Genomic DNA, 23,522 nt, shown 5'->3' on the forward strand with positions numbered 1-23,522 from the left:
GCGAGAATGTGCCGGGACGGACGTCTGCTCAGCGCACGTAGTAGTTCGGCGCTTCGACGGTCATGGTGATGTCGTGCGGGTGGCTTTCCTTCAGGCCCGCGGCGGTGATCCGCACGAACTGCGCCTGCTGCAGCGCTTCGATGGTCGCCGATCCGGTGTAGCCCATCGCCGCCCGCAGGCCGCCGGTGAGCTGGTGGATGACGGTGGTCAGGGGGCCGCGGAACGGCACCCGGCCCTCGATGCCCTCGGGCACCAGCTTGTCCTCGGAGAGCGCGTCGTCTTGGAAGTAGCGGTCCTTGGAGTAGGACTTGGCTCCGCCGCGACCCTGCATGGCCCCCAGCGAGCCCATGCCGCGGTAGCTCTTGAACTGCTTGCCGTTGACGAAGATCAGCTCGCCGGGCGATTCGGCGGTGCCGGCCAGCAGCGAGCCGAGCATGGCCGTCGACGCGCCGGCGGCCAGCGCCTTGGCGATGTCCCCGGAGTACTGGAGCCCGCCGTCGGCGATCACCGGCACCCCGGCCGGCGCGCAGACCGCGACTGCCTCCATGATCGCGGTGATCTGCGGGGCACCCACCCCGGCGACCACCCGGGTGGTGCAGATGGAGCCCGGGCCCACGCCGACTTTGACCGCGTCGGCGCCGGCCTCGACCAGCGCGGCGTCGCCGGACCGGGTGGCCACGTTGCCGCCGACCACGTCGACCCGCTCCCCCACTTCGGCCTTGAGCTTGCCGACCATGTCGAGCACTCCCCGGTTGTGGGCGTGCGCGGTGTCCACGATCAGCACGTCGACCCCGGCGTCGGCCAGCGTCATCGCCCGCACCCAGGCATCGGCGCCGACGCCGACCGCGGCGCCGACCAGCAGCCGGCCGTCGCTGTCCTTGGTGGCGTTGGGGTGCTGTTCGGTCTTGACGAAGTCCTTGACGGTGATCAGGCCGGTCAGCTTGCCGCGGCCGTCGACGATCGGCAGCTTCTCGATCTTGTGCCGGCGCAGCAGGCCCAGCGCGGCGTCGGCGGAGACGCCCTCCTGGGCGGTGATCAGCGGCGCCTTGGTCATCACCTCGGCGACCGGCTTGTTCTGGTCGACCTCGAAGCGCATGTCCCGGTTGGTGATGATCCCAACGAGTGAGCCGTTCTTATCGACGACCGGCAGCCCGGAGATCCGGAACCGCGCGCACAGGGCGTCCACCTCGGCCAGGGTGTTCTCCGGGGTGCAGGTGACCGGGTCGGTGACCATCCCGGCTTCGGAGCGCTTCACGGTCTCGACCTGGCCGGCCTGCTCGGTGACCGGCAGGTTGCGGTGCAGCACGCCCATGCCGCCGGCCCGGGCCATCGCGATCGCCATCCGGGCCTCGGTGACGGTGTCCATGGCGGAGCTGACCAGCGGCACCTGGAGCCGGATCTTGCGGGTCAGCCGGCTGGAGGTGTCGGCGGTGGCCGGCACCACGTCGGAGGCCGCCGGAAGCAGCAGCACGTCGTCGAAGGTCAGGCCCAGCATGGCGATCTTGGCCGGGCGCTCGCCGGACGGGCCGCCGGTCGGCAGATCATCGTGCGGGCCCATGGCGGGATGGGAAATCGTCGGGGCGCTGGCATCACCAACGGACATCGGGAGCCTCCACTACGCAGCCGGGGTAGAAGTCCATCCTAATCGCGGCGTACAGCGGCTTTCGTTCCCCACCACCTTGGCTGCGATTATGCGCCCCGCAGAACGGCCGCTGGCGTTCTGTCCTGGGGTCTGCGTACCCTATGGGCGTGCGTGACCACCTGCCACCCGGTTTGCCGCCCGACCCGTTCGCCGACGATCCCCACGACCCGTCCGCTGCGCTGGACGCCGTCGAACCGGGCCAGCCACTGGATCCGCAGGAGCGGACCGCGGTCGAAGCCGACCTCGCCGACCTCGCGGTCTACGAAGCACTATTGGCGCACCGAGGAATCCGCGGCCTGGTGGTGTGTTGCGACGACTGTCAGCAGGACCACTACCACGACTGGGACATGCTGCGCGCCAACCTACTGCAGCTGCTCATCGACGGCACCGTACGCCCGCACGAGCCAGCCTACGACCCGGAGGCGGACAGCTACGTGACCTGGGATTACTGCCGCGGTTACGCCGACGCGTCCCTCAACGGGGCGACCTCGGAGGCCGACGGCTACCGCTGAGCCGGCCCCGTTAAAGGTGCTGCCACTGTCCGCCGCGGTACCGCACCAACTCGGCAGCCTCATCCCGCAGGCTGCACAATTCCTCCCCCGTTCGGCTCGGACTGCCGACATCGATCAACATGCACGCCAGCGCCCATCGCAACGGAACCAGGCCCAGCCGCCCGGTGTCCTGCAGTGCGGCCTCAGCCACGCCGCGCGCGCGGTCGACGTTCCCCGCGCAGCACAGCGCGCCGGCCAGCACCACCTGACTTTTCACCCGGTGGCGCACCATGTCTTCGCCGGCGTCCGCGACCAGCTCCAGGGCCTGTTCGGCGTGCCGCACCGCGGTAGCCCCGTCCCCGGTGACCATCGCCAGTTCGGCCCTCACCCAGTTCCGGCGCACCGCCAGGCGTGCCGGGGACGGCGGTTCGGGAACCTGCCGGGTACGGGCCAGCAGGGCCGCCGAGGCCGCGAAGCGACCGGTCCCCAGGGCGTCGGCGGCCAGCCCCACCAGGGCGTCGGCGGTGGCCTCGGGATCCTCGCCGGCCAGGTCCAGTGCCCGGCCGTCAAGGCCCCGGGCGAGATCGTGCCCGCCCAGTTGGCGCAGGAACGACGCCCGCGTGCTGTGGGCCAGGGAGGCCAGCGGCCCTTTGGGTACGTCGCGTAGCAGTGCCGCCAGATCGGCGGTGGCGGCGGCGTAGCGGCCCTGGCCGCCGGCGGCGACGGCACGCAGCCAGCGCTGGCGGGGCGTGGTCGCGGCGGGCAAGGGCCAGCGGCCCGGTGCATCGCCGAACGCGGCGGCAGTCAACGTCGCATCTGGGTCCTCGGTCATCGCTGAGCGACGTTACGCGGGCCCGGTCACCGCCTCGGCGTCCGCCCGCGCGCCCGTACGTCCGTACGTCCGGAAAAAATCCCAGGGAATGTCCATCGGCTTAGGCCAGCCTTTCTTAACCGTTACGTAGGCCTAACTTCAGACGCTTTGGCTACGGTCCCCACAGCGCCGGATTCCGCCGGCGCTGTTTTACGCGCACCGCCAGACACCTCAACGGCCGCAACAGTTCCGGCCGACCAGCGTTTGAGAGGGGTTCCCATGCCACTGGTTGAGCAACTGCCCGGCCGCAATGCGGACGTCTGGGATTGGCAGCTCCAAGGAGCCTGCCGGGGGGTCGACTCGTCGGTGTTCTTCCCACCCGACGGGGAGCGCGGCCGGGCCCGAGCGCAGCGGGAGCAGAACGCCAAGAAGTGGTGTCGCAACTGCCCGGTATTGGAACAATGCCGTCAGCACGCACTCGCCGTCGGCGAGCCCTACGGCATCTGGGGCGGCATGTCCGAGGCCGAGCGGCACGCCGCGCTCCGCTGCAACCTGCGGGCCAGCGGCTGAGCCCGCCGGACCGACGCCTCAACGAACAGCCCCCGGCGATCCGGGGGCTGTTCTCGTTCCCGCGGATTGTCGGACCGGTCGGGTTGGATCACGGGCATGCGTGCATTCCTGGCAGTACTTGTCGCCGGTCTCGGCGTGGCCGCGCCGGCCCACGCCGATCCGGCCAGCTGTTTCGACCAGCGGCTCTGCGGCGATCTGAGCGATGTCTACTTCTGTCCCGACACCGGCGCGGTGGTGGGCGCGTTCGGCGCCTGCCCCTCGCTGGTGACCGGCCCCTATGCGCCCGGTGGTCTACGGCCCAACCAGGGGTTGTCGCCGTTGGGTTGAGATTGCGCAGCAGGACACGCTCTGACCGTCCCGGGATAGCGGAAAAAGCCCGGCCAGCTTCGACGGGTGTGTCAATTATTAATGCTCGCAAAACCTGTGGGTTCCATATCAGCGTGTGCTAAGCACATGCGATGAGAACGCGGGGAGCAGCAGTAAAAACATCGGTTGCCCACGTGGCCGTCGCCGGCATGATGGCGGCCGCGGCCGGGGTGGGGATCAGCCAAACCGTCAGTGCCGCAGCCACGCTGTTGGCCTCCACCGGTCCGCTGGCCGGCAGCGTCACGGCGCTCATCCTCGGCGGCACCACCGAGCCGACCCCGTCGCCTGAATTCGCGCGGTCCGCCGAGAACCTGTATCTCAACCCACTGGGATTCAACGGCGGCTCAACCGATTCCACGGTCTGCTACATGGACGGCACCGACCCGTGCAGCGCCCCACTACAGGTCCTCACCACCCCGGAACTGATCCAGCAGGGCCCGAGCAGTCTCACGGCCGCGTCCGCCATCGTCCTGGCCGTCCAGAACCAGTTCGACGCCAACCCCGGCGCATACGACGCCGAGCACCCGCTGACCATCTTCGGGTACTCCCAAAGCGCCACCGCCGAATCGATCGCCATGACCCGGCTTGCCGAGCTCGGCATCCCCAACAGCGCATTACATTTCGTGTTCATCGGCGACCCGTCCACACCGGTCACCGGCGCGTGGTCCAACATCGAAGCGGCCATGGTAGCGACCCTCGGTCCGGATCTGACCAACTGGCTGCTCAAGACCTTCGGCTTGACCGAGGTGCTCGGCAACGTGACGCCAAACGATTTGTACGCGGCGACCATCTACAGTCTGCCGGGCGATCCGGTCTCCAACTTCTCCGGCGTCTTTGCAGACAAAGGCCTGTGGGGCGCGCTGCTGGACATCCTGTGGCCGCACGTGTGGTACCTGGGCCTGACACCCGAGCAGGTCGCCGACGCGACCACCACGGTCGACGGCAACCTGACTTTCGTCGACATCAACGACAGCGACATCAACGGCTTGAGCGCCTGGCTTGACGCGGTCTTCGTCGGCGGGGCGGCCAATAGCGGACTGTTCGAAAGTCTCTGGCAGTCACTAGAACTGTTGTTCAACGACTTCTTCTGATCGCGCCCACGGTGACCCCGGCGGCGTCTTCCAGCACCTTGACGTTCGCCGCGATTCCGCCGGCTGCCAGGGTGGCGTGGTTGCGTTGCGCCGCAGCGCTTCCCATGGTCGTCGGGTCGACGCCGACGCCTGCAATTCTTGGCGACGGTCTCGGCGGGGTTGCGACCCGTCGTGAAAGACAGTGAGAACCCTAGACTCGAATTTGAGAACGGGATAATCTCATCCAACACACAGCGGGGAGGAAGTGATGACTCAGGTAAAGGTTGGCAAGGCGTCCAAGGCGGTCGCCCAACTCGCGGTCGCCGGGCTGATGGTCGCCGCGGCCGGCGTGGGAGTCAGCCAAACGGTCAGCGCCGCGGCCACGCTGCTCGCCTCCACCGGGCCGCTGGCGGGCAGCCAGACCGCGCTCATCCTCGGCGGCACCGGCCAGCCGACACCCTCACCGGAATACGCGCGATCCGCCGAGAACCTGTATCTCAACCCGCTCGGCTTCAATGGCGGCTCGACCGACTCGACGGTCTGCTACATGGACGGCACCGACCCGTGCAGTGCCCCACTACAGGTGCTGACCACGCCGGAGCTCTTCCAGCAGGGCCCGAGCAGCCTCACCGGTGCGTCGCTGATCACGCTCGCCGTCCAGAACCAGTTCGACGCCAACCCGGGCGCATTCGACGCCGATAACCCGCTGACGATCTTCGCCTATTCCCAGAGCGCCACCGCAGCGTCGATCGCCATGTCCAGACTCGCCGAAGCAGGCATACCCGCCGATTCGCTGCACTTCGTGTTCATCGGCGACCCGTCGGCTCCGGACGGCGTCTGGCAGTACCTGGAAGCCGCCATGTACGCGACGCTGGGCAAGGACCTCTCGGACTACCTGCTCAAGCTGCTCGGCATGACCGAGGTGCTGGGCAACCTGACGCCCAACGACCTGTACTCGGCGACCATCTACGGCCTTCCCGACGACCCGGTCTCCAATTTCGCCGACGCGTACGACAACTACGGCCTGTGGGGGGCGCTGCTGGGCATCTTCGGCCCCCACGTGGAGTACCTGGGCCTGACCCCCGACCAGATCGCCGACGCGACCACCACCGTCGACGGGATGCTGACCTACATCGAGATCGACAACAGCGAGATCAACGCCTTCGACGCTTGGCTCAGCGCGCTACTGTTCCACGGGGTCGCCACCAGCGATCCGTTCCAGGCTGTGTTCGACTCGATGAATCTGCTTTTCAGCAACTTCTTCTAAAGCCGTGCACAGCCTGGAACGAATCGTGTTGGACCGACAAATCTCCGATCAGCCGTGCGGGGCCTCGGATATCTTGCTGTCCGGAGTTCCCACCGTCTTGCAGTAGGTCGACACCGACAGCCGGGTCGCAGAAATCTCCAGATTGGAGGGATCCGCGCCGCTCTTGTCTTTGAGCATCTTGCTGATTTCGTCGTCCTGCTTCTTCTCGTCCTGCTCGACGAAATCCTTGCACCTGGTGTCGCCACCGGTGTTGATCACCTTCGATGCCGAGCACCCGCTGGACAGCAGCACACCCAGGGCCATGGCTCCAACCGCAACGTTTTTCATCATCATTGCTCGCCCCTTACGCCTCGCGCCCGAACATGCGCAGCAGCCAAAGCAGGATGACCGCGCCCAGAATGGCGGTGAACAATGTGAACCACCAGCCCCCGCTTGCCGTGTCAACGACGAAGCTGAGCAGAAAACCACCGATCAAAGCGCCGACAACGCCGACGACGACATCGGTGAGCAGGCCGTACTTGGTTTTCATAATCATGCCTGCGATCCAGCCGGCAATGGCTCCGATAATGATGTAGCCGATCCATCCGACACTGGTCAACGTGCTAGAGCGGGCTAGAAATTCAGTAGCCGCCAGTGGGTCCATGGTGATCTCCTTTACAGCGCCTTCAATACACCGTCCTGATCGACGACGCGATGAATCAATACCCGTTTTGCGCGGTTATAAACCGCCGAATCCAGGCCGCCGAGAAGACGCGAAAGCCCCCATTTCGGAGCCGAAATGGGGGCGTTCGCTTCTTGTCGCGCGGTAAGCGCCGTAGCTAGTGCGCGTGCCCGTGGTGCCCGTGCGCGTGGCCGGCCTCCTCGGCCGGCTTCTCCACCACCGCGGTCTCGGTGGTCAGCACCATCCGCGCCACCGAGGCGGCGTTGAGCACCGCCGACCGGGTCACCTTGACCGGGTCGACGATCCCGTCGGCGGCCAGGTCACCGTAGGACAGCGTCGCAGCGTTGAAGCCCTGCCCGGCCGGCAGCTCGGCCACCTTGCTGGTCACCACCGCGCCGTCGACGCCGGCGTTGGTGGCGATCCAGTACAGCGGCGCGCTCAGCGCGGCGGCGAACACCTGGACGCCCAGCGCCTCGTCACCACTGAGTGCGAGCTCCGACAGCGCCGCGCGGGCCTGCACCAGAGCGGCGCCGCCGCCGGGGACGATGCCCTCCTCGACCGCGGCCTTGGCCGCCGCCACCGCGTCCTCGACCCGGTGCTTGCGCTCCTTGAGCGCGGTCTCGGTGGCCGCACCCACCTTGATCACCGCCACGCCGCCGGCCAGCTTGGCCAGCCGCTCCTCGAGCTTTTCGCGGTCCCAGTCGGAGTCGGTCGCCTCGATCTCGGCGCGCAGCTGCTTGACCCGAGCGGCCACCTGGTCCGGCCCGCCGGCTCCATCGACGATGACGGTGTCGTCCTTGGACACCACCACCCGGCGGGCGGAGCCGAGCACGTCGAGACCGGCCTCGCGCAGCGTCAGGCCGACGTCGGGGTTGATCACCTGGGCGCCGGTGACGACCGCGAGGTCCTCCAGGAACGCCTTGCGCCGGTCGCCGAAGTACGGTGCCTTGACCGCGACGGCCTTGAGGGTCTTGCGGATCGCGTTGACCACCAGCGTCGACAGCGGCTCGCCCTCGACGTCCTCGGCGATGATCACCAGCGGCTTGCCCGCCTCGACGACCTTCTCCAGCAGCGGCAGCAGGTCGGGCAGCGAGCTGATCTTGTCCCGGTGCAGCAGGATCAGCGCGTCCTCCAGGACGGCCTCCTGCGCGTCGAAATCGGTGACGAAGTAGGCCGACAGGAAACCCTTGTCGAAGCCGACACCGTCGGTGATCTGCAGCTCGGTGGACAGCGTCGAGGACTCCTCCACGCTGACCACGCCGTCGCTGCCGACCTTGGTCATCGCCTCGCCGACCAGCTCACCGATCTCCTCGTCGCGTGAGGATACGTTGGCCACCTGCGCGATCGACTCCTTGCCGGAGACCGGGGTGGCCGCGGCCAGCAGCGCCTCCGACGCGGCGTCGGCCGCCTTGGCGATACCGGCGCCCAGCGCGATCGGGTTGGCGCCGGCCGCGACGTTGCGCAGCCCGGCGGAGATGATGGCCTGGGCCAGCACGGTGGCGGTGGTGGTGCCGTCGCCGGCCACGTCGTTGGTCTTGGTGGCGACCGACTTCACCAGCTGGGCGCCGAGGTTCTCGAACGGGTCTTCCAGGTCGATCTCACGGGCCACGGCGACGCCGTCCATGGTCACCGTCGGGCCGCCGAACGACTTGGCCAGCACCACGGTGCGGCCGCGCGGGCCCAGGGTGACCCGGACCGCGTCGGCGAGCTTGTCGACGCCGGTTTCCAGGGCCCGGCGGGCAGCCTCGTTGAACTCAATCTGCTTGCTCACGGATGTCCAAGCCTTTCTTTACGCGTGCCGCCCCGGAGATCGCCCCCCAAACCAGGTTGGTACGGGGATCTCCGGGGCGGGCACGGTGGTTCTTGTGGCTACTTGCCGACGATGGCCAGCACGTCGCGCGCCGACAGGATCAGGTACTCCTCGCCGGCGTACTTGATCTCGGTGCCGCCGTACTTGCTGTAGATGACGACGTCACCTTCCTTGACGTCCAGCGGAATCCGCTTGTCGCCATCCTCGTCCCACCGGCCGGGGCCGACGGCGACGACGGTGCCTTCCTGCGGCTTCTCTTTGGCAGTGTCCGGAATGACCAGACCGGAAGCGGTCGTGGTCTCGGCCTCGTTGGCCTGAACGAGGATCTTGTCCTCGAGTGGCTTGATGTTCACGCTCGCCACGATTGGAGCCCTCCACATTGTCTGGATGCGACCCGGCGCTCGCCGGGCCCATCGGAACGTACTTACTTAAGGTGTTCGGCATTCGTGCGCGTCCTTGCGTCGTCGTCGCGGGTGCCGAGCAGGGAATCGCCCGATTGCCACCTAGCACTCTATACATGAGAGTGCTAGCACTCAAGGTGGGCCCGGTGCGAACCGCAACTTCAGCGTGAACGTGCACGGTGGTACGCCCGCACCGGCGTGTCGCGGTACAAACACTTTCGCCGGGCGTTGTCAGGCGACCTGGCCCTGCACCACCGGCAGGCCCGGGTTGGTGGCTACGTCCAGCGGCGACGGCGCCACCCCGGCGGAGATCAGATGCGCCGCGAACGACGCGATCATCGCCCCGTTATCGGTGCACAACCGCAGCGGCGGGATGCGCAGCGTCAAACCGGCTGCCACACAGCGCTGCTCGGCCAGCTCACGCAGCCGGGAGTTGGCGGCCACGCCGCCGGCGATCAGCAGGGTGCCGACCCCGAGATCGGCGGCCGCCCGCACCGCCTTGGCGGTCAGCACGTCGGCGACCGACTCCTGAAAGCCGGCCGCCACATCGGCGGGGACGAAATCGGGGTTGCGCTCCACATAGCGGGCCACCGCGGTCTTGAGCCCGGAGAAGCTGAACACGTAGGGGTCATCGCGCGGGCCGGTCATCCCGCGCGGGAATACCACCGCATTCCGGTCGCCGGTGCGGGCCAGCTCGTCGAGCACCCGCCCGCCCGGATAGCCCAGCCCAAGCAGCCGGGCCACCTTGTCGTAGGCCTCCCCGGCGGCGTCGTCGACGGTGCTGCCCAGCTCGACGATCGGCTCCCCCAGCGACCGCACGTGCAGCAGGTGGGTGTGGCCGCCGGAGACCAGCAGACCTACGCACTCCGGCAGCGGGCCATGGGCGTAGACGTCGGCGGCCAGGTGCCCGCCCAGGTGGTTGACGGCGTAGAACGGCACCTCCCAGGCGGCCGCATAGGCCTTGGCCGCGGCCGCGCCCACCAGCAGCGCCCCGGCCAGTCCCGGTCCGATAGTGGCCGCCACCACGTCGGGCTTGTCCACCCCTGCCGTCGCCAGCGCCCGGCGCATGGTCGGCCCCAAAGCCTCCAGGTGTGCCCGCGAGGCGATCTCGGGCACCACCCCGCCGAACCGGGTGTGCTCCGCCACGCTGGAGGCCACCTCGTCGGCCAGCAACGTCAGGGTGCCGTCGCGTTCCAGCCGGGTGATGCCGACACCTGTTTCGTCGCACGAGGATTCGATGGCGAGCACGATCGTCATGAACAGGCCTCCCGTCGCATCATGTAGGCGTCCGCGCCATTGCGGTAGTAGCGCTTACGCAGCCCCGTCTCGACGAAGCCGACAGCGCGGTAGAGCGCGATCGCCGCGGCGTTGTCGGTGCGGACCTCCAGGTGTACGACGCCGCCCTCGGCGTAGGCCAGCAGGTCGGCCAGCAGCGTGCGGCCGATCCCGCGGCCCTGGTGGGCCGGATCCACTCCGATGGTGTGCACCTCGAACTCGAACGGCGGGGTGCGCCCCAGCCGCGAGATCCCAGCGTAGCCCACGACTGTGTCGCCGATGCGGGCTGCGACGTAGTGGTGGTCGCGGGCACTGATCGCGCGGCGGAACGCCGCGGCCGGCCATGGGTCGTCGCCGCCGAACAGCTTCGCCTCCAGTTCGGCGCAGCGCGCCGCATCGCTTTCGACCAATGGGCCGAGGGTGACCAGCGGCGTGGCCGAACCCGACGGTTTGGCGTCGGGCCGGCGCAGGTACATCGGCACCAGCGGCGGTGGATCGGCAACCCAATCACGCACCGCGGCAACCAGTCCCGCAGGCGTCGGATAGGTCACGTCAAGCGCCGGCAGGTCGAACAGTCCGGCGTGCGCGGGCGAGCCCGCTACCGCGACGGCGTCACCGGGATCGACGGCGGCCGGGGCGCTCACCGCCGGACCGGCCACCCCGTTCCCGTCGCGGTAGCGCGCCCAGTAGACCTCGCGGCGCCGGGCGTCGGTGACGACCAAGGTGGCGCCGGTGGTGCACACCCCGATCGCGTCCAGGCTGCACACGCCGAACACCGGTATACCCAGGGCGTGCCCGTAGGCGGCAGCGCTGGCCATCCCGACCCGCAGACCGGTGAACGGCCCCGGCCCGCAACCCACCACCACCGCGGCCAGCGCGGTCATGCTCAGCCCGGCATCGGCCAGGGCGGCAAGCACATTGGGGGTGAGCCGCTCGGCGTGCGCGCGGGCATCCAGGGTGACCCGCTCCGCCAATACGGTGCGCCGGTCAGCGGCCACCAAGCCCGCGGTAACCGCCGGCGTGGCGGTGTCAATGGTCAGGATCGCCCCGGTCATGGCAGCTGCCACCGCCACGTCGCGGTGCGCGCCTCGGATTCGACGCCGCGGTCCAGCCGAATGTCCAGGTGCCGCTCGGAGAGTCGCTCTGCCAGTCCTTCGCCCCACTCCACCACGACGACGGCGTCGTCGAGCTCGGTGTCCAAATCCAGCGAGTCCAGCTCGGCCAGCAGGTCCAGGCCCGACTCGTCGAGCAGCCGGTACAGGTCGACGTGGATCATCGCCGGGGCGCCGGCACGGCGGGGCCGGTGCTCGCGGGCCAGCACGAACGTCGGCGAGGTAACCGGCCCGTCGACGTCGAGAGCGGCGGCGATCCCCTTGGCCAGCACGGTTTTTCCGGCGCCAAGCGGACCGGACAGCACCACCACGTCGCCGGCGCGTAGCTGAGCGCCCAGTCGCGCGCCCAGCGCGATGGTGTCTTCCGCGGTCGCCAGGATCTGCGTTTCAGCCACGGCGACCGGCCTTCCGGCGCAACCGGCGGGTCAGCTCCACCCGGCGCGGCGTGGCCCGCTCGACCAAGCGCACCAATGCGTCATCGATGACGTCGGGTTCCTCCAGTTCCACCAGATGACCGGCGCCGGGCACGATCACCAGCTCGCAGTCCCACAGCGCGGCCGCCATCGCCCGCGAATAGCCGGCTGGGGTGAGCAGATCGCGGTCACCGCAGGCGACCAGGGTCGGGATCTTGGCCAGTGTCGCCAGCGCGGCACTCTCGTCGTGCACCTCCAGTGCGTGCAGGAAACCCACCATGGTGGCAACCGGGGTGGCGTGCATCATCTCTTCGGAGAACGCCACCACGCTCGGGCTGATCTTGTCGGTGCCGTAGGAGGCCGCTCGCAGGATCGGGGAGATCACCCGACGGGCCGCGCCGCGTCCGCGGTGCACCAGTCTCGGTGCGTAGCGCACGCTGAACTGGACGGCCTCCAGGGCCGGGTTGCGCAGAATCTCCCCCAGCGGCGATCGGGAAACCCCTTTGGCCGCCGAGGAGATCAGTGCTGCGCCGACGATCCGGCTGCCGTATCGCTGGGGAAACTGCCGGGCGTGCGACAGCACGGTCATGCCGCCCATCGAATGCCCGACCAGCACCACCGGACCGCGCGGCGCCGCCACCTGCAGCACCGCCTCCAGGTCCTGGCCGAGTCGCGGCACGGTGTAGCTCTCAGGCGAGCCGACGGTCGAGTCGCCGTGGCCGCGCTGGTCATAGAAGACCATCCGCACCTGCCTGCCCCACTCGGCGGTCAACCGGGCCCGCTGAAAGTGGAAAGAGCCCATCCGCAAACAGAATCCGTGCGCGAACACCACGGTCAGCGACGCGTTGCGGGGCCCCACATCGCGCACCGCCAGTTCGACGCCGTCGTCGGTAACGACCACCGAACTGTGGTCGTGCGCCAGGATTTCGAAATCCTCAGCCGCGTAGGGATCTTCGGTGGTGGTACGCCGGGTCACCGAGCGGGCGACGGTGGATCCGGCAATGGTGCCCACGGCGGACAGCCCAGCCGCCCCGGCCAGCCAGGTTCGCCTTTTAGCGGCCATCGGCACCCCGATACGTCCTGGCCACCCGTCCGCGTGGTGCGTTCACCACCTCGTAGTGGATGGTTCCCAGCTCGTCGGCCCAGTCCTGGGCCAACGGCTCGCCGCCGGCACCTGACCCGAACAGCACGACCTCGTCGCCCTCGGTGACGTCGACCGGACCGGGACCGAGGTCGACGACGAACTGGTCCATGCACACCCGCCCGACGCTGCGCCGGCGCCGGCCGTTGATCAGTACCTCGAAGCGTCCACTCAGCGGGCGGAACACCCCGTCGGCGTAACCTATCGGGACCAGCGCCACGGTGGTGTCGGCCTGGGCGATCCAGGTGTGCCCGTAGGAGACGCCCTCCCCCGCCTTCAACGAGCGCACCAATGCCACAATGGATTTCAGCGTCATGGCCGGGATGAGGCCCATGTCGCCGCGCCCCGGAAACGGACTCAGGCCATATAAGGCGATTCCCGGTCGCACCATGTCGAAGGCCAGGTCGGGGCGGCTCATCACCCCCGCCGAGTTGGCCAGGTGCGCCACCTCGAATTTCAGGCCTTGATCGCGAGCCAGGCTCAGCATGTCGGCGAACCGCCCGGCCTGAAGGTCATTGACCGGGCTGGCCGCCTCATCGGCGCAGGCCAGGTGCGACATCAGGCCCCGCACCCGGACCGCGTCGTCGGCGACGGCGCGGCACAGCGCGGTCAGCAGCTCCGGGTAGCCGGCGGTCCCTACACCGTTGCGGTTCATCCCGGTGTCGGCCTTGACCGTCACCGTCGCGGTGCGACCGGTGCTGCCCACCGCGTCGAGCAGCTCGTTCAGCTGGCGCACCGAGGCAACCGCGATCTGCACGTCAGCGGCCAGGGCAGGCGCAAAGTCGGTGTCGGGCCCATGCAGCCACGCCAGCACCGGGGCGGCGATGCCGGCCGCCCGCAACGCCAGTGCCTCGTCGACGGTGGCGACCCCGAGTTCGGCGGCACCGGCCGCCAGCGCCGCGCGCGCCACCTGGACCGCGCCATGACCGTAGCCGTCGGCCTTGACCACGGCCATCAGCTCGGCGGCGCCGGCCTGGTCGGACAGCAGCCGCACGTTGTGCGCGATGGCGTCCAGGTCCACCAGCGCTTCACCGAGCAGGCCAGCCGTTCGGGATGTGGCAGTCATGTCACCGTCAATTGTCCCAGAACCGCCCATATGCCCCGCCGCCCGCGCCGAGTGTGCGGTTTACGTCGGTCGACGGCCGTTTTGCTGACCAAAACGCACGCTCGGCGGGAATGGGGCCGGCGCCGCCTGTGGATGGGCCTCGACACCAGGGCAGGCCCGCATGCCACGCTGCGGCCATGCGACCACCGCGGGGCGCCTTCAGGGCGACGGAGGCGCTGGCCGCCGGCGCGTTGACCCGCAGCCGGCTGCGCCGCGACTACGTCAGCGTCTACCCGGGAGTGTGGTTCCCACGCGATGTGGAGCTGACGGCGATCCAACGGGCCCGCGCCGCCTGGCTCTGGTCACGCCGGCAAGCGGTGCTTGGCGGGCTGTCCGCGTCAGCGCTTCACGGCGCGAAGTGGATCGACGGCGACACCCCCGCCGAGCTCATCCACACCAATCGGCGAGCACCGCCGCTGCTGACCGTGCACACCGACACACTGCTGGCCGGCGAGATCCAGACGATCCGCGGGATGCCTGCGACCACGGCCGCTCGCACCGCATTCGACCTGGGCAGACGGCTCCCCCTCGTCGAGGGTGTGCAGCGTATCGACGCGCTCATGAACGCCACTGGGCTTAAGGCAGGCCGATGTCGCGGCGGTGGCCGACGCGCACCGGGGCGCCCGTGAGCTACGGCAGCTCGATGCGACGTTGCCGTTGGTCGACGGCGGCGCCGACTCTCCCTATGAGTCGCTGACCCGGCTACTCCTGGTGCAGGCCGGCTTTCCCCCGCCGCAGACGCAGATCCGGGTGTACGGCTCATACGGCGGCGTCATCGCCTGCATCGACATGGGCTGGGAGGAATACCTCGTCGGCGTCGACTACGAGGGTGCCCATCATTGGACCGATCCACGGCAGCGCGAGCACGACGCCGAGCGCTATTACGTGCTCTCCGAACTCGGCTGGATCGACCTCCGGCTGACGGCGCGCCGGCTGCACCACAGCCCCGGCGTGTTCTTAGACCGCGTCGGCGCGGCGCTGATCAGCCGCGGTTGCCCGAAAACCTGGTGACTGGCCGCATCGAGTGTGCGGTTTGGTCGTCGAAACCGCGATTTTCCTGACCAGAACGCACACTCGGCGGAGGCGGCGGAGAGAGGCGGAAGTCGGCAAAGAGCGGGACGGGAACGGGGGCGGCGCAAAGCTAATGCGCGAAGTGCTGCTCGTCGTCGTAGTGCCCCGCGGGCTTGACCCGATCCAGCGAGGTCACCGCCTTCAGCGTGTCGTCGAAGAGCGCCCGAGCCAGGTCCGCCGACAGGCCCTCGCGGACCACCACCCGCAGCACCGCGACGTCCTCGGCGCCCTCCGGCATGGTGTAGGCCGGCACCTGCCAGCCGAAGGTGCGCAGCTCATGGGAGACGTCGAACTCGGTATAGCCGCGGTCACCGGTGAGGCGGCACGACACCACCGGGATCGCCGAGCCGTCGCTGATCACCTCGAAGTGCTTACTGGCGGCCAGCTGATGCGCGAGCCAGCGTGCGGTGTCGGACAAGGTCCGCATCACCTCGGTGTAGCCGCTGCGGCCCAGCCGCAGGAAGTTGTAGTACTGGCCGACGACCTGGTTGCCCGGCCGGGAGAAGTTCAGCGTGAAGGTGGGCATGTCCCCGCCTAGGTAGTTGACCCGGAACACCAGTTCCTCGGGCAGATACTCGGCGGCCCGCCACACCACGAAGCCGATGCCGGGGTAGGTCAGCCCGTACTTGTGGCCGCTGACGTTGATCGACACCACCCGCGGCAGCCGGAAGTCCCATTTGAGGCCCGGGTGCAGGAACGGCACCACGAATCCGCCGCTGGCCGCGTCGACATGCACCGGCACGTCCACCCCGCCCCCGGTGGCGAGGGCGTCCAGGGCGGCGCAGATCGCCTCGACGGGCTCGAGCTCGCCGGTGTAGGTGGTGCCCAGGATCGCCACCACTCCGATGGTGTTCTCGTCGACGGCGTCGATCACCTGCTCGGGGGTGATCACGTAGCGGCCCTCGGCCATCGGCAGGTAGCGGGGTTCGACGTCGAAGTAGCGGCAGAACTTCTCCCACACCACCTGGACGTTGGAGCCCATCACCAGATTGGGTGTCCTAGATTTCCAGTCCTGCCCTACCCCCTGGACCCTGGCCCGCCAGCGCCACTTCATCGCCAGCCCGCCCAGCATCACCGCCTCGGACGACCCGACGGTGGAGACCCCGATGGCGCTGGCCGGGTCGTCGTCGCGCAGGTTCTCGGCGTGGAACAGGTCGGCGACCATCGACACGCAGCGCTGCTCGATGGCCGCGGTGGCCGGGTACTCGTCCTTGTCGATCATGTTTTTGTCGAACGACTCCGCCATCAGCGTCGACGCCTCGGGGTCCATCCAGGTGGTGACAAAGGTGGCCAGATTCAGCCGGGAACTGCCGTCGAGCATCAGCTCGTCGTGGATGAAGCGGTAGGCGGCCTGCGGGTCCATCGGGTCGTCGGGCATCCGCAACGCCGGGACCGGGGCGGTAAACAGCCGACCGGTGTAGGCGGGGGCGACGGTGTGCGCGGGGACCGACGGGTGGGAATGGGACACGGCATCTCCTCTATAGCTGGGCCAGAGCGGTGCGGATGTGGGCCAGGATGCGCGACGCCGACGTCGGGGTGTCGCCGGGACCGGGATCGGCGGCCGAGGCCGCGGCAGCGCGGGTATGCACGAACGCGGCTGCGGCAGCGGCCTTCCCGGCGGGCAGCCCGGAGGCCAGCAGGGCGCCGATCATCCCGGACAGCACGTCGCCGGAGCCGGCGGTGGCCGCCCAGGATCCGCCGGCGGGGTTGAGATAAACCGGGCCGGACGGCTCGGCGACGACGGTGACGTTGCCCTTGAGCAGCACGGTGGCCCCGAACTTCTCGGCAAGGGCGCGGGCCGCACCCACCCGGTCCGGCCCGGGCGGGTGGCCAGCCAGCCGGGCGAACTCGCCGGCGTGCGGGGTGAGCACGGTCGGGGCCTGTCGATCGGCCACCAGCGAGGGGTGGGCGGCCAGCATGGTCAGCGCGTCGGCATCGACGATCACCGGCAGGTCGGTCCCGAGCGCGAACCAGAGCGCCGCCGCGGCGTCGTCGCCGGTGCCCAGGCCGGGGCCGACCACCCATGCCTGCACCCGACCGGCGGCCGCCGGACTGGGCGCCGCCACCACCTCCGGCCAGCGCGAAACAACTTGTGCAGCCGCACTTCCGGCGTATCGAACCATGCCGGAGGTGGCGGCCACCGCTGCCCCGGCGCTCAGGATGGCCGCGCCCGGGTAGGTCTCCGAGCCGGCCAGGATGCCGGTGACGCCCTGGGTGTACTTGTCGTCGCGCGGGCCGGGCGCCGGCCAGCACGCCTCGACGTCGGCGGCAGTCAGGCTGTGGATGTCGGTGGCCGGCAGATCCAGGCCGATGTCGACCAGTTCGACCCGTCCGCACTCCCCCAGTGCGTGAACGGGTTTGAGTCCACCGAAGGTGACGGTCAGCGCCGCACGCACCGCGGGGCCGTCGGCCGCGCCGGTGTGCGGGTCGAGACCACTGGGGATGTCGACAGCCACCACCGGGATGCGCTCCGCTTCAACCCGCGCGAACACGTCGGCGGCCCTCGGGCGCAATGCACCCCGCCCGGAGATGCCGACCACCCCGTCGATCACCAGATCCGTTGCGGGTGGCACGGCGTCGACGATCCGGCCGCCGGCGTGCACGAAAGCCGCCAGCCCCTTGGCGTGCGCTCGCTCCGGGTTGAGCAGAATCGCACGGGCCGCCGCGCCACGCCGGCGCAGCAGGGTGGCCGCCCACAGTGCGTCACCGCCGTTGTCGCCGGAACCCACCACGGCGCACACACTCCGACCGGCCACCCGGCCGGTGCGGGCGGTCAGTTCGCGGGCGATCGCGGTGGCCAGGCCGAAAGCGGCCCGGCGCATCAGCGCGCCGTCGGGCAGGCTCGCCAACAGCGGCGCCTCGGCGGCGCGGATCGCCTCGACGGTGTAGAAGTGCCGCATCGGTGTCAGGCTAGTTGCCCGGTCCGGACCTCGGGGTCAGTCGGACGCGCCGGGTGGTGCCGGGTCAGCGGATAGCAGCACAATCCGATCAGTACGGCGGCGGCGTGGCCGACCGCGGTGAAGTCGGGCTTGAGCACCAACGGCACCGTGAATATGACCAGCAGCACGACGACATAGCCCCAGCGCCACGGCCGGCGGATCCGGTAGGTCAGCACCGCCATCACGCCGACCAGGAAGTAGCTGACCCCGATATCGCGGGCGTAGGTCAACTGCTCCGATTCCCGGTGCAGGTGGATCAACACGTAGAGCGCGCCCTCGCTGAGATAGGTCGCGCCCGCATGGGAGATCAACCCGACCAGCAGCCAGCGCAGATGTCCCAGCCAGTGCTCCGCGGGAGCCAGAAACAGCGTGAACAGCACCAGATACGGAGTGAGATCCTTGCCGTCGATCCACAGCAGGCTCGAAACCAGCACCTCGAGCGGGTCGGTGGCCAGATGGTGCAGGTTGGTGGACTGCTCGACGAGCATGGAGTGCCATCGGAGACCCGCCAGGTGCTGGATGGCGGTGGTAACCCCCAGCACCGCCAACCACAGGTAGGTCAGCGGGGCGCTGTGCACGAAGTGCCACGCCGCGGCCAGGCGGGTCCTGACGTCTGCCACGGCGTACAGCCTTACATGGCGGCCTGTTGCGGGCCATCCACTGATAACGTCTCCTCAAAATCAGGCCGTCCGTTTGCGACCGGCACCGATGGGATGGGGTGCACCGATGAACGAACCGCACCGACCAATTCCCAACCCGCACGACCCGACGCAGTTTGCGCCGACGAGCGGACCCATGCGGACGGCAGGCGGTCATACGCCGCCGTCGTGGCCGCCGATGCCGCCGGGTCCGTCACCGCACGGCAACCGCCGACTGATATGGGTCCTGCTAGGGCTGGTCTGCGTGCTGACCGTAGCCGCCGTGGTGCTCGCCGTGAACGTCGTCGGCGGTGGCCGGCACGGGAGCGCGCAATCCAGCGCGACATCCTCATCGGCGACCTCCAGCGCCCAAGCGCCGGTACCGGTATCCGCTCTCGAAGGCCTGCTGCCGGCCAAAGAAGTCGTCTCCTCCGCAGCGAGCGATCCCGGCATTGGCCTCGTCACTGACGGTGCGGCTATCGACACCGACGCCATGGTGGACGCCGACTGCCAAGGGATAGCCTCTGTTGCCGGGCCGGTTTACGCCGGTTCCGGCTGGACCGCTATCCGCTGGCAGCGGTGGAACAGTCCCGCGGAACCCGATCCACCCAATTGGGTGCACCAAGCCATGGTGTCGGTAACCAGCTATCCACAAGCCGAAGCGGCCCGCACCTTCTACACCAAGCAGAGCGCAGCTTGGCATAAGTGCTCAGGTCGCAATATCAATTTCCGCATAGCCGCTGTCAAGGATTCACCCGACCAGTTCTGGTCGGTCGGGGCCATCACCGACTCCGATGGGGTACTTAAGACGACCCTAATTCGCGAGGGGGGCGGTGGGTGGTCGTGCCAGCACACGCTGAGCGTACGCAACAACATTGTTGTCCGCGTCAGTGCGTGCGGATACACAGATTCAGCAGCGGCGGCCCAGACGATTCTCGACTCGCTCAACCAGAAGATCGACGCGGCAGCGTGAGAAGGAGCGCAACCGCTACGCCGGGGAAGGCTCCCGAGATCGCCGCCAGCCCATCGGGTCCTGAGGTCCGGCCGGCCCCGATAGGGCGGGCTCACCGATGAACGAGCCGCAGGGTCCGACTCCTAACCCCTATGACCTAACACGCTTTACGCCTATGAACGGGCCCACCCCACCGTGGCCGGCCAGTCAGGTGCCGCCGTCTTGGCCACCAATGCCGCCGGGTCCGCCCCACGGCAACCGCCGACCGATATGGGCGCTCATGGGGCTAGTGTGCGTGCTGACGGCAGTCGTCGTGGCACTCGTCGTGATCCTCCCCGGCCACGGCGGACACGAGATCGTTGCGCAATCCCCGAGCACGACATCGACGCCGGCAACTTCCCACCAGCAGGCGCCGGTACCCATCTCCGCCCTCGACGGCCTATTGCCGGATAGGGGCGTCGTTTCTTCCGCGGTGGCCGACCCTGCCATCGACCTCGTCGCACACGGTGAGGGAATCGACAACGACGATTTAGTGGACGCCGATTGCCAAGGGATTCTCTCCGCCACTTCGCGGGCCTACACCGGATCCGGTTGGACTGCTATCCGCTGGCAGCGCTGGAATAGCCCAGCAGTATCCAGTTCGCCACACCTGCTGAACCATGTTCTGGTGTCGGTAGCCAGCTATCCCCGCGCCGACGCTGCCCTCGCCTTTTACACCAAAGAAAGCGATGCCTGGGCGAAGTGCGCCCGCCGCATCATCAACGCCCGCTATTCCCGTGCGACAGAAGCAGACGATCAGTTGTGGATCGTTGACTGGGTCGGCAACTCCAACGGTGTGCTCGCCGCCTCCACAATCGGCACGATCGATATCAGCTGGTCGTGCGCGATCAAGCTCACCGCTCGTAACAATGTTGTCGTACACGTCAACGCCTGTGGATTCGGAAATCCAGCACGAGCCGCGCAAGGCGTCCTCAACTCGATCACCCAGAGGATCGACGCGGCTTCGTAGTTTGACGCGGTGGTGAGTTCTGACATCGCCAGCTCTTGATCGACCACGATGCCTCGCGTATCGTCCGTTTCAATTTCGCGACGCACAGTAGCGGATCGACGGAAAGGGCTGAGTTGGTGCGCAACCGCTACGCCGGAGAACCGTTCACCACTGCGACTTCCGAGATCGCCGCCGCCCTCGAGCAGGTCAGCATCCCCACCTTGCTGCTGTCGTGCGTGCACATCACCGGCGATCCCCGGTTCATCCGCGAGTTCGCGCAGAACGGCATCTTCCTCAACGAAATCCAGGGCTTCATGTCCGAGGAGGACAAGGCCCGCGCTCGCGCCGAGGCGTTGCCGGTGATCGTCGACTATCGCGACCGGGGTTGCCCGCAGCCGGCACCGCTGCCCGCCGAGCTCGTCAAGGAGATGATGGACTGGGCGGCCTGCGAAACCGTGCCGGATGACTACCTGGGCCTGCTCGCTGAAGAGCTCGATCTGGACGGCGTCGACCCGCGCCGACCCGCATCCCTGGATCGCGAACGGGCGGCAGAACTGCCGGTGGTGGTGATCGGCTGCGGAGAATCCGGTGTGCTGGCCGGAATCCGTCTGGCGCAGGCCGGCATTCCCTTCACCATCGTGGAGAAGAACGCCGGTCCGGGCGGCACGTGGTGGGAGAACGATTACCCGGGCGCCCGGGTGGACGTGGCCAACCACTTCTACTGCTTCAGTTTCGCGCCCAACAACAATTGGGGGCACTACTTCGCCGAACAGCCGGAGCTGCAAGCCTATTTCAGTGATCTGATCACCAAACACGGTCTGGACAAACACATTCGGTGGCGCACCGAGGTCACCGAGGCGGCCTGGGACGACGACACCGGCACCTGGACCCTGACCACCGCGGCCGGCGAGCAGTTGCGGGCACGCGCGGTGATCACCGCGGTCGGCCAACTCAACCGCCCGCACCTGCCGGACTTCGACGGCGCGGACAGCTTCACCGGGCCGTCGTTTCACTCCGCGGCCTGGGACCACCGCGTCGATGTGACCGGCAAGCGGGTGGCGCTGATCGGGGCGGGCGCCAGCGGTTTCCAGATCGCGCCCGCCATTGCGGGAAAGGTGGAACACCTCACGGTGTTTCAGCGCACCGCGCAGTGGATGTTCCCCAACCCGATGTATCACGACGCGGTCGGCGACGGAGTGCGCTGGGCGCTGGAACATCTACCGTTCTACGGCCGCTGGTACCGGTTCCTGCTGCTGTGGCCGGGCGCCGACAAGGGCCTGGAGGCCGCCCGAGTCGACCCGAATTATGCCGCCCAGGACTACGCGGTCAGCGAGATCAACGCGCTGGCCCGGCAGATGTTCACCGGCTGGATCACCGGTCAGGTCGGCGACGACGCGGAATTGCTGGCCAAGGTGCTGCCGGACTATCCGGCCACCGGCAAACGCACCCTGCAGGACAACGGCACCTGGCTCAAGACCCTGCAGCGCGACAACGTCGAGCTGGTGCGCACCGGTATCGAGCGGATCACTCCGCGGGGCGTGCAGACCGAAGACGGCGCCCACCACGACGTCGACGTGATCGTGTACGCCACCGGGTTTCGGCACACCGATGTGCTGTGGCCGATGCGCGTCACCGGCCGCGACGCCACCGATCTGCACGCCCTGTGGGGCAGCCGGCCGTATGCGTATCTGGGCATCACCGTGCCCGGGTTCCCGAACTTCTTTCTGCTCTACGGGCCCGGTGCACATCTGGCGCACGGCGGCAGCCTGATCTTCAACTCGGAGTTGGAGATGCGCTACATCGACGCCTGCCTGGCCAAGATCGCCGGCGAGGGGCTGCACGCGATCGAACCGACCGCGCACGCCGCGGCAGAGTGGCATCGAGCCACCCAGCAGGAGATCGTCAAAATGGTGTGGGCGCACCCGGCGATCACGCATTCCTACTTCAAGAATGCCGACGGCGAGATCCACACCGTGAGCCCGTGGCGGCTCGACGAATACTGGTCTGCTGTGCGCGAACCGGACTGGTCTCAGTTCGTCATCACCAAAGGAGACCAGAGTTGAGCGGAGTCGTCATCACCGGTGCGGCGTCGGGAATCGGCCGGGCCTGCGCGCAGGCGCTGATCGCCGACGGGCACCGGGTTGCGCTGTGGGACATCGCCGAGACGGTCCACCACGTGGCCGATGGGTTGGGCATGCCCGGCGCGGTGGTCGACGTCTGCGACGACGCCGCCCTGCCCGCCGCGGTCGCGGCCGCGGTGGCGGCGCTCGACGGTATCGACGGGCTGGTGCATGCGGCCGGGCGGGTGCTGCCCGAACCGGTCGGTGCCTACACCGGTGAAACCTGGGACGCCGTCATGGACGTCAACCTGCGCGCCCAGGCGATGCTGGTGCAGCTGATGCTGCCGCAGCTGGAGGCGGTCGCCCGGGCAGGCGGTTACCCGGCGGTGGTCGGCATCTCCAGCATCGAGGGGCTGACCGCCAACCCGTTCATTCCGGCCTACTGCGCCTCCAAGGCCGGCCTGCTGGGGTTGACCCGGTCGATGGCCGCGCAGCTGGGCCCGGCCGGGATCCGGGTCAACGCGGTGTGTCCGGGCTTCATCGAAACCCCGATGCTGCAGATCGCCCTCGACGTCGAAGAGGTGGCGGCCGGCTTCGTGGCCGCCGCACCACTGGGGCGCATCGGCCGACCGGACGAGGTAGCCGCGGTGGTGGCCTTCCTGATGTCGCAGCGGGCGTCGTTCGTCACCGGCACCCAGATCGTCGTCGACGGCGGCGTCACCGCCCGCCATCCGTGACG

General features: G+C 68.6%; 24 protein-coding genes and 1 pseudogene. 10 read left to right on the plus strand and 15 right to left on the minus strand.

The annotated features are described in order from the left end of the window. Positions 1 to 28 precede the first annotated feature (28 nt). A complete protein-coding gene (gene guaB, locus A5771_RS02055) occupies positions 29 to 1,603 on the minus strand; it encodes an IMP dehydrogenase (RefSeq protein ID WP_064853541.1) in 1,575 nt (524 codons plus the stop codon). A 146-nt stretch (positions 1,604 to 1,749) separates the two neighbouring features. On the opposite strand from guaB, the gene A5771_RS02060 reads away from it, so the two are divergent. Next, positions 1,750 to 2,154 (plus strand): DUF5319 domain-containing protein, encoded by a 405-nt coding sequence (locus tag A5771_RS02060; RefSeq protein WP_064853564.1) that lies wholly within the window; start codon positions 1,750 to 1,752, stop codon positions 2,152 to 2,154. A gap of 10 nt (positions 2,155 to 2,164) precedes the next feature. Here the strand turns inward: A5771_RS02060 and A5771_RS02065 are convergent, their stop codons facing one another. Next, complete coding sequence (locus A5771_RS02065) at positions 2,165 to 2,965, minus strand: tetratricopeptide repeat protein (protein ID WP_064853542.1); 801 nt, start codon at positions 2,963 to 2,965, stop codon at positions 2,165 to 2,167. A gap of 258 nt (positions 2,966 to 3,223) precedes the next feature. Between A5771_RS02065 and A5771_RS02070 the strand changes: the two genes are divergently transcribed. The 3 genes from A5771_RS02070 to A5771_RS02080 all read left to right on the plus strand — a co-directional run bounded on the left by A5771_RS02070 (position 3,224) and on the right by A5771_RS02080 (position 4,971). Then, positions 3,224 to 3,514: a WhiB family transcriptional regulator gene (locus A5771_RS02070; protein ID WP_064853543.1), complete on the plus strand. Its 291-nt coding sequence runs from the start codon at positions 3,224 to 3,226 to the stop codon at positions 3,512 to 3,514. Positions 3,515 to 3,610: 96 nt separating this feature from the next. Beyond that, the gene (locus A5771_RS02075; protein ID WP_064853544.1) at positions 3,611 to 3,841 is read left to right on the plus strand and encodes a hypothetical protein; all 231 of its coding nucleotides are present in this window, start codon (positions 3,611 to 3,613) and stop codon (positions 3,839 to 3,841) included. 173 nt (positions 3,842 to 4,014) lie between these two features. Then, positions 4,015 to 4,971: a PE-PPE domain-containing protein gene (locus A5771_RS02080; protein WP_234782905.1), complete on the plus strand. Its 957-nt coding sequence runs from the start codon at positions 4,015 to 4,017 to the stop codon at positions 4,969 to 4,971. Here the strand turns inward: A5771_RS02080 and A5771_RS24245 are convergent. After that, a complete protein-coding gene (locus A5771_RS24245) occupies positions 4,955 to 5,077 on the minus strand; it encodes a hypothetical protein (RefSeq protein WP_267887454.1) in 123 nt (40 codons plus the stop codon). The genes A5771_RS02080 and A5771_RS24245 overlap by 17 nt on opposite strands. 141 nt (positions 5,078 to 5,218) lie before the next feature. Between A5771_RS24245 and A5771_RS02085 the strand changes: the two genes are divergently transcribed. After that, positions 5,219 to 6,217: a PE-PPE domain-containing protein gene (locus A5771_RS02085; protein ID WP_234782906.1), complete on the plus strand. Its 999-nt coding sequence runs from the start codon at positions 5,219 to 5,221 to the stop codon at positions 6,215 to 6,217. A gap of 48 nt (positions 6,218 to 6,265) precedes the next feature. On the opposite strand, the gene A5771_RS02090 is transcribed toward A5771_RS02085, so the two are convergent. The 9 genes from A5771_RS02090 to alr form a co-directional block, all read right to left on the minus strand. Next, positions 6,266 to 6,547: a hypothetical protein gene (locus tag A5771_RS02090; protein ID WP_064853567.1), complete on the minus strand. Its 282-nt coding sequence runs from the start codon at positions 6,545 to 6,547 to the stop codon at positions 6,266 to 6,268. Positions 6,548 to 6,560: 13 nt separating this feature from the next. Further along, positions 6,561 to 6,860: a GlsB/YeaQ/YmgE family stress response membrane protein gene (locus tag A5771_RS02095; protein WP_064853545.1), complete on the minus strand. Its 300-nt coding sequence runs from the start codon at positions 6,858 to 6,860 to the stop codon at positions 6,561 to 6,563. A gap of 175 nt (positions 6,861 to 7,035) precedes the next feature. Then, positions 7,036 to 8,649 (minus strand): chaperonin GroEL, encoded by a 1,614-nt coding sequence (groL, locus tag A5771_RS02100; protein WP_064853546.1) that lies wholly within the window; start codon positions 8,647 to 8,649, stop codon positions 7,036 to 7,038. Positions 8,650 to 8,747: 98 nt separating this feature from the next. Beyond that, complete coding sequence (groES, locus tag A5771_RS02105; protein WP_019736720.1) at positions 8,748 to 9,050, minus strand: co-chaperone GroES; 303 nt, start codon at positions 9,048 to 9,050, stop codon at positions 8,748 to 8,750. A 270-nt stretch (positions 9,051 to 9,320) separates the two neighbouring features. Further along, on the minus strand, positions 9,321 to 10,346 hold the full coding sequence (tsaD, locus tag A5771_RS02110; protein ID WP_064853547.1) for a tRNA (adenosine(37)-N6)-threonylcarbamoyltransferase complex transferase subunit TsaD: 1,026 nt from the start codon (positions 10,344 to 10,346) through the stop codon (positions 9,321 to 9,323). Next, positions 10,343 to 11,419 (minus strand): bifunctional tRNA (adenosine(37)-N6)-threonylcarbamoyltransferase complex dimerization subunit type 1 TsaB/ribosomal protein alanine acetyltransferase RimI, encoded by a 1,077-nt coding sequence (locus A5771_RS24595; RefSeq protein ID WP_064853568.1) that lies wholly within the window; start codon positions 11,417 to 11,419, stop codon positions 10,343 to 10,345. The genes tsaD and A5771_RS24595 overlap by 4 nt, the downstream gene beginning before the upstream one ends. Beyond that, a complete protein-coding gene (gene tsaE, locus A5771_RS02120) occupies positions 11,416 to 11,871 on the minus strand; it encodes a tRNA (adenosine(37)-N6)-threonylcarbamoyltransferase complex ATPase subunit type 1 TsaE (protein ID WP_064853548.1) in 456 nt (151 codons plus the stop codon). The genes A5771_RS24595 and tsaE overlap by 4 nt, the downstream gene beginning before the upstream one ends. After that, complete coding sequence (locus A5771_RS02125) at positions 11,864 to 12,952, minus strand: alpha/beta fold hydrolase (RefSeq protein ID WP_064853569.1); 1,089 nt, start codon at positions 12,950 to 12,952, stop codon at positions 11,864 to 11,866. Before A5771_RS02125 ends, tsaE begins: the two co-directional genes overlap by 8 nt. Beyond that, the gene (gene alr, locus A5771_RS02130; protein ID WP_064853549.1) at positions 12,942 to 14,096 is read right to left on the minus strand and encodes an alanine racemase; all 1,155 of its coding nucleotides are present in this window, start codon (positions 14,094 to 14,096) and stop codon (positions 12,942 to 12,944) included. The genes A5771_RS02125 and alr overlap by 11 nt, the downstream gene beginning before the upstream one ends. Before the next feature lie 176 nt (positions 14,097 to 14,272). On the opposite strand from alr, the pseudogene A5771_RS24600 reads away from it, so the two are divergent. After that, positions 14,273 to 15,146 (plus strand): annotated as a pseudogene (locus tag A5771_RS24600) (hypothetical protein). A gap of 130 nt (positions 15,147 to 15,276) precedes the next feature. Here A5771_RS24600 and A5771_RS02140 read toward each other — a convergent pair. Genes A5771_RS02140 through A5771_RS02150 form a run of 3 tightly spaced genes read right to left on the minus strand, consistent with a single transcriptional unit; the run spans position 15,277 to position 18,765 of the window. After that, a complete protein-coding gene (locus tag A5771_RS02140) occupies positions 15,277 to 16,674 on the minus strand; it encodes a glutamate decarboxylase (RefSeq protein ID WP_064853550.1) in 1,398 nt (465 codons plus the stop codon). A 10-nt stretch (positions 16,675 to 16,684) separates the two neighbouring features. After that, positions 16,685 to 18,106 carry a bifunctional ADP-dependent NAD(P)H-hydrate dehydratase/NAD(P)H-hydrate epimerase gene (locus A5771_RS02145; RefSeq protein WP_064853551.1) on the minus strand — a complete coding sequence of 474 codons (1,422 nt, stop codon included), beginning with the start codon at positions 18,104 to 18,106 and terminating at the stop codon, positions 16,685 to 16,687. A gap of 5 nt (positions 18,107 to 18,111) precedes the next feature. Continuing rightward, the gene (locus tag A5771_RS02150; protein WP_064853552.1) at positions 18,112 to 18,765 is read right to left on the minus strand and encodes a rhomboid-like protein; all 654 of its coding nucleotides are present in this window, start codon (positions 18,763 to 18,765) and stop codon (positions 18,112 to 18,114) included. A 106-nt stretch (positions 18,766 to 18,871) separates the two neighbouring features. Between A5771_RS02150 and A5771_RS02155 the strand changes: the two genes are divergently transcribed. The 4 genes from A5771_RS02155 to A5771_RS02170 all read left to right on the plus strand — a co-directional run bounded on the left by A5771_RS02155 (position 18,872) and on the right by A5771_RS02170 (position 23,520). Continuing rightward, positions 18,872 to 19,756 carry a sensor domain-containing protein gene (locus A5771_RS02155; RefSeq protein WP_234782907.1) on the plus strand — a complete coding sequence of 295 codons (885 nt, stop codon included), beginning with the start codon at positions 18,872 to 18,874 and terminating at the stop codon, positions 19,754 to 19,756. A gap of 292 nt (positions 19,757 to 20,048) precedes the next feature. Beyond that, on the plus strand, positions 20,049 to 20,744 hold the full coding sequence (locus A5771_RS21555; protein ID WP_234782908.1) for a sensor domain-containing protein: 696 nt from the start codon (positions 20,049 to 20,051) through the stop codon (positions 20,742 to 20,744). Between the two features lie 116 nt (positions 20,745 to 20,860). Beyond that, a complete protein-coding gene (locus A5771_RS02165) occupies positions 20,861 to 22,786 on the plus strand; it encodes a flavin-containing monooxygenase (RefSeq protein ID WP_064853570.1) in 1,926 nt (641 codons plus the stop codon). After that, positions 22,783 to 23,520 carry an SDR family NAD(P)-dependent oxidoreductase gene (locus tag A5771_RS02170; protein WP_064853555.1) on the plus strand — a complete coding sequence of 246 codons (738 nt, stop codon included), beginning with the start codon at positions 22,783 to 22,785 and terminating at the stop codon, positions 23,518 to 23,520. The genes A5771_RS02165 and A5771_RS02170 overlap by 4 nt, the downstream gene beginning before the upstream one ends. Positions 23,521 to 23,522 lie beyond the last annotated feature (2 nt).

Origin of the sequence: Mycolicibacter sinensis (genome assembly GCF_001667375.1) — a bacterium.
In the GTDB taxonomy this organism is placed as follows: domain Bacteria; phylum Actinomycetota; class Actinomycetes; order Mycobacteriales; family Mycobacteriaceae; genus Mycobacterium; species Mycobacterium sinense_A.

Bases quoted from the DNA above. Each gene is read 5' to 3' on its own strand.
- guaB (WP_064853541.1), bottom strand. From the start codon at position 1,603: ATGTCCGTTGGTGATGCCAGCGCCCCGACGATTTCCCATCCCGCCATG.
- A5771_RS02065 (WP_064853542.1), bottom strand. From the start codon at position 2,965: ATGACCGAGGACCCAGATGCGACGTTGACTGCCGCCGCGTTCGGCGAT.
- A5771_RS02070 (WP_064853543.1), top strand. From the start codon at position 3,224: ATGCCACTGGTTGAGCAACTGCCCGGCCGCAATGCGGACGTCTGGGAT.
- A5771_RS02075 (WP_064853544.1), top strand. From the start codon at position 3,611: ATGCGTGCATTCCTGGCAGTACTTGTCGCCGGTCTCGGCGTGGCCGCG.
- A5771_RS24245 (WP_267887454.1), bottom strand. From the start codon at position 5,077: ATGGGAAGCGCTGCGGCGCAACGCAACCACGCCACCCTGGCAGCCGGC.
- A5771_RS02085 (WP_234782906.1), top strand. From the start codon at position 5,219: ATGACTCAGGTAAAGGTTGGCAAGGCGTCCAAGGCGGTCGCCCAACTC.
- A5771_RS02090 (WP_064853567.1), bottom strand. From the start codon at position 6,547: ATGATGAAAAACGTTGCGGTTGGAGCCATGGCCCTGGGTGTGCTGCTG.
- A5771_RS02095 (WP_064853545.1), bottom strand. From the start codon at position 6,860: ATGGACCCACTGGCGGCTACTGAATTTCTAGCCCGCTCTAGCACGTTG.
- tsaD (WP_064853547.1), bottom strand. From the start codon at position 10,346: ATGACGATCGTGCTCGCCATCGAATCCTCGTGCGACGAAACAGGTGTC.
- A5771_RS24595 (WP_064853568.1), bottom strand. From the start codon at position 11,419: ATGACCGGGGCGATCCTGACCATTGACACCGCCACGCCGGCGGTTACC.
- A5771_RS02125 (WP_064853569.1), bottom strand. From the start codon at position 12,952: ATGGCCGCTAAAAGGCGAACCTGGCTGGCCGGGGCGGCTGGGCTGTCC.
- alr (WP_064853549.1), bottom strand. From the start codon at position 14,096: ATGACTGCCACATCCCGAACGGCTGGCCTGCTCGGTGAAGCGCTGGTG.
- A5771_RS02145 (WP_064853551.1), bottom strand. From the start codon at position 18,106: ATGCGGCACTTCTACACCGTCGAGGCGATCCGCGCCGCCGAGGCGCCG.
- A5771_RS02155 (WP_234782907.1), top strand. From the start codon at position 18,872: ATGAACGAACCGCACCGACCAATTCCCAACCCGCACGACCCGACGCAG.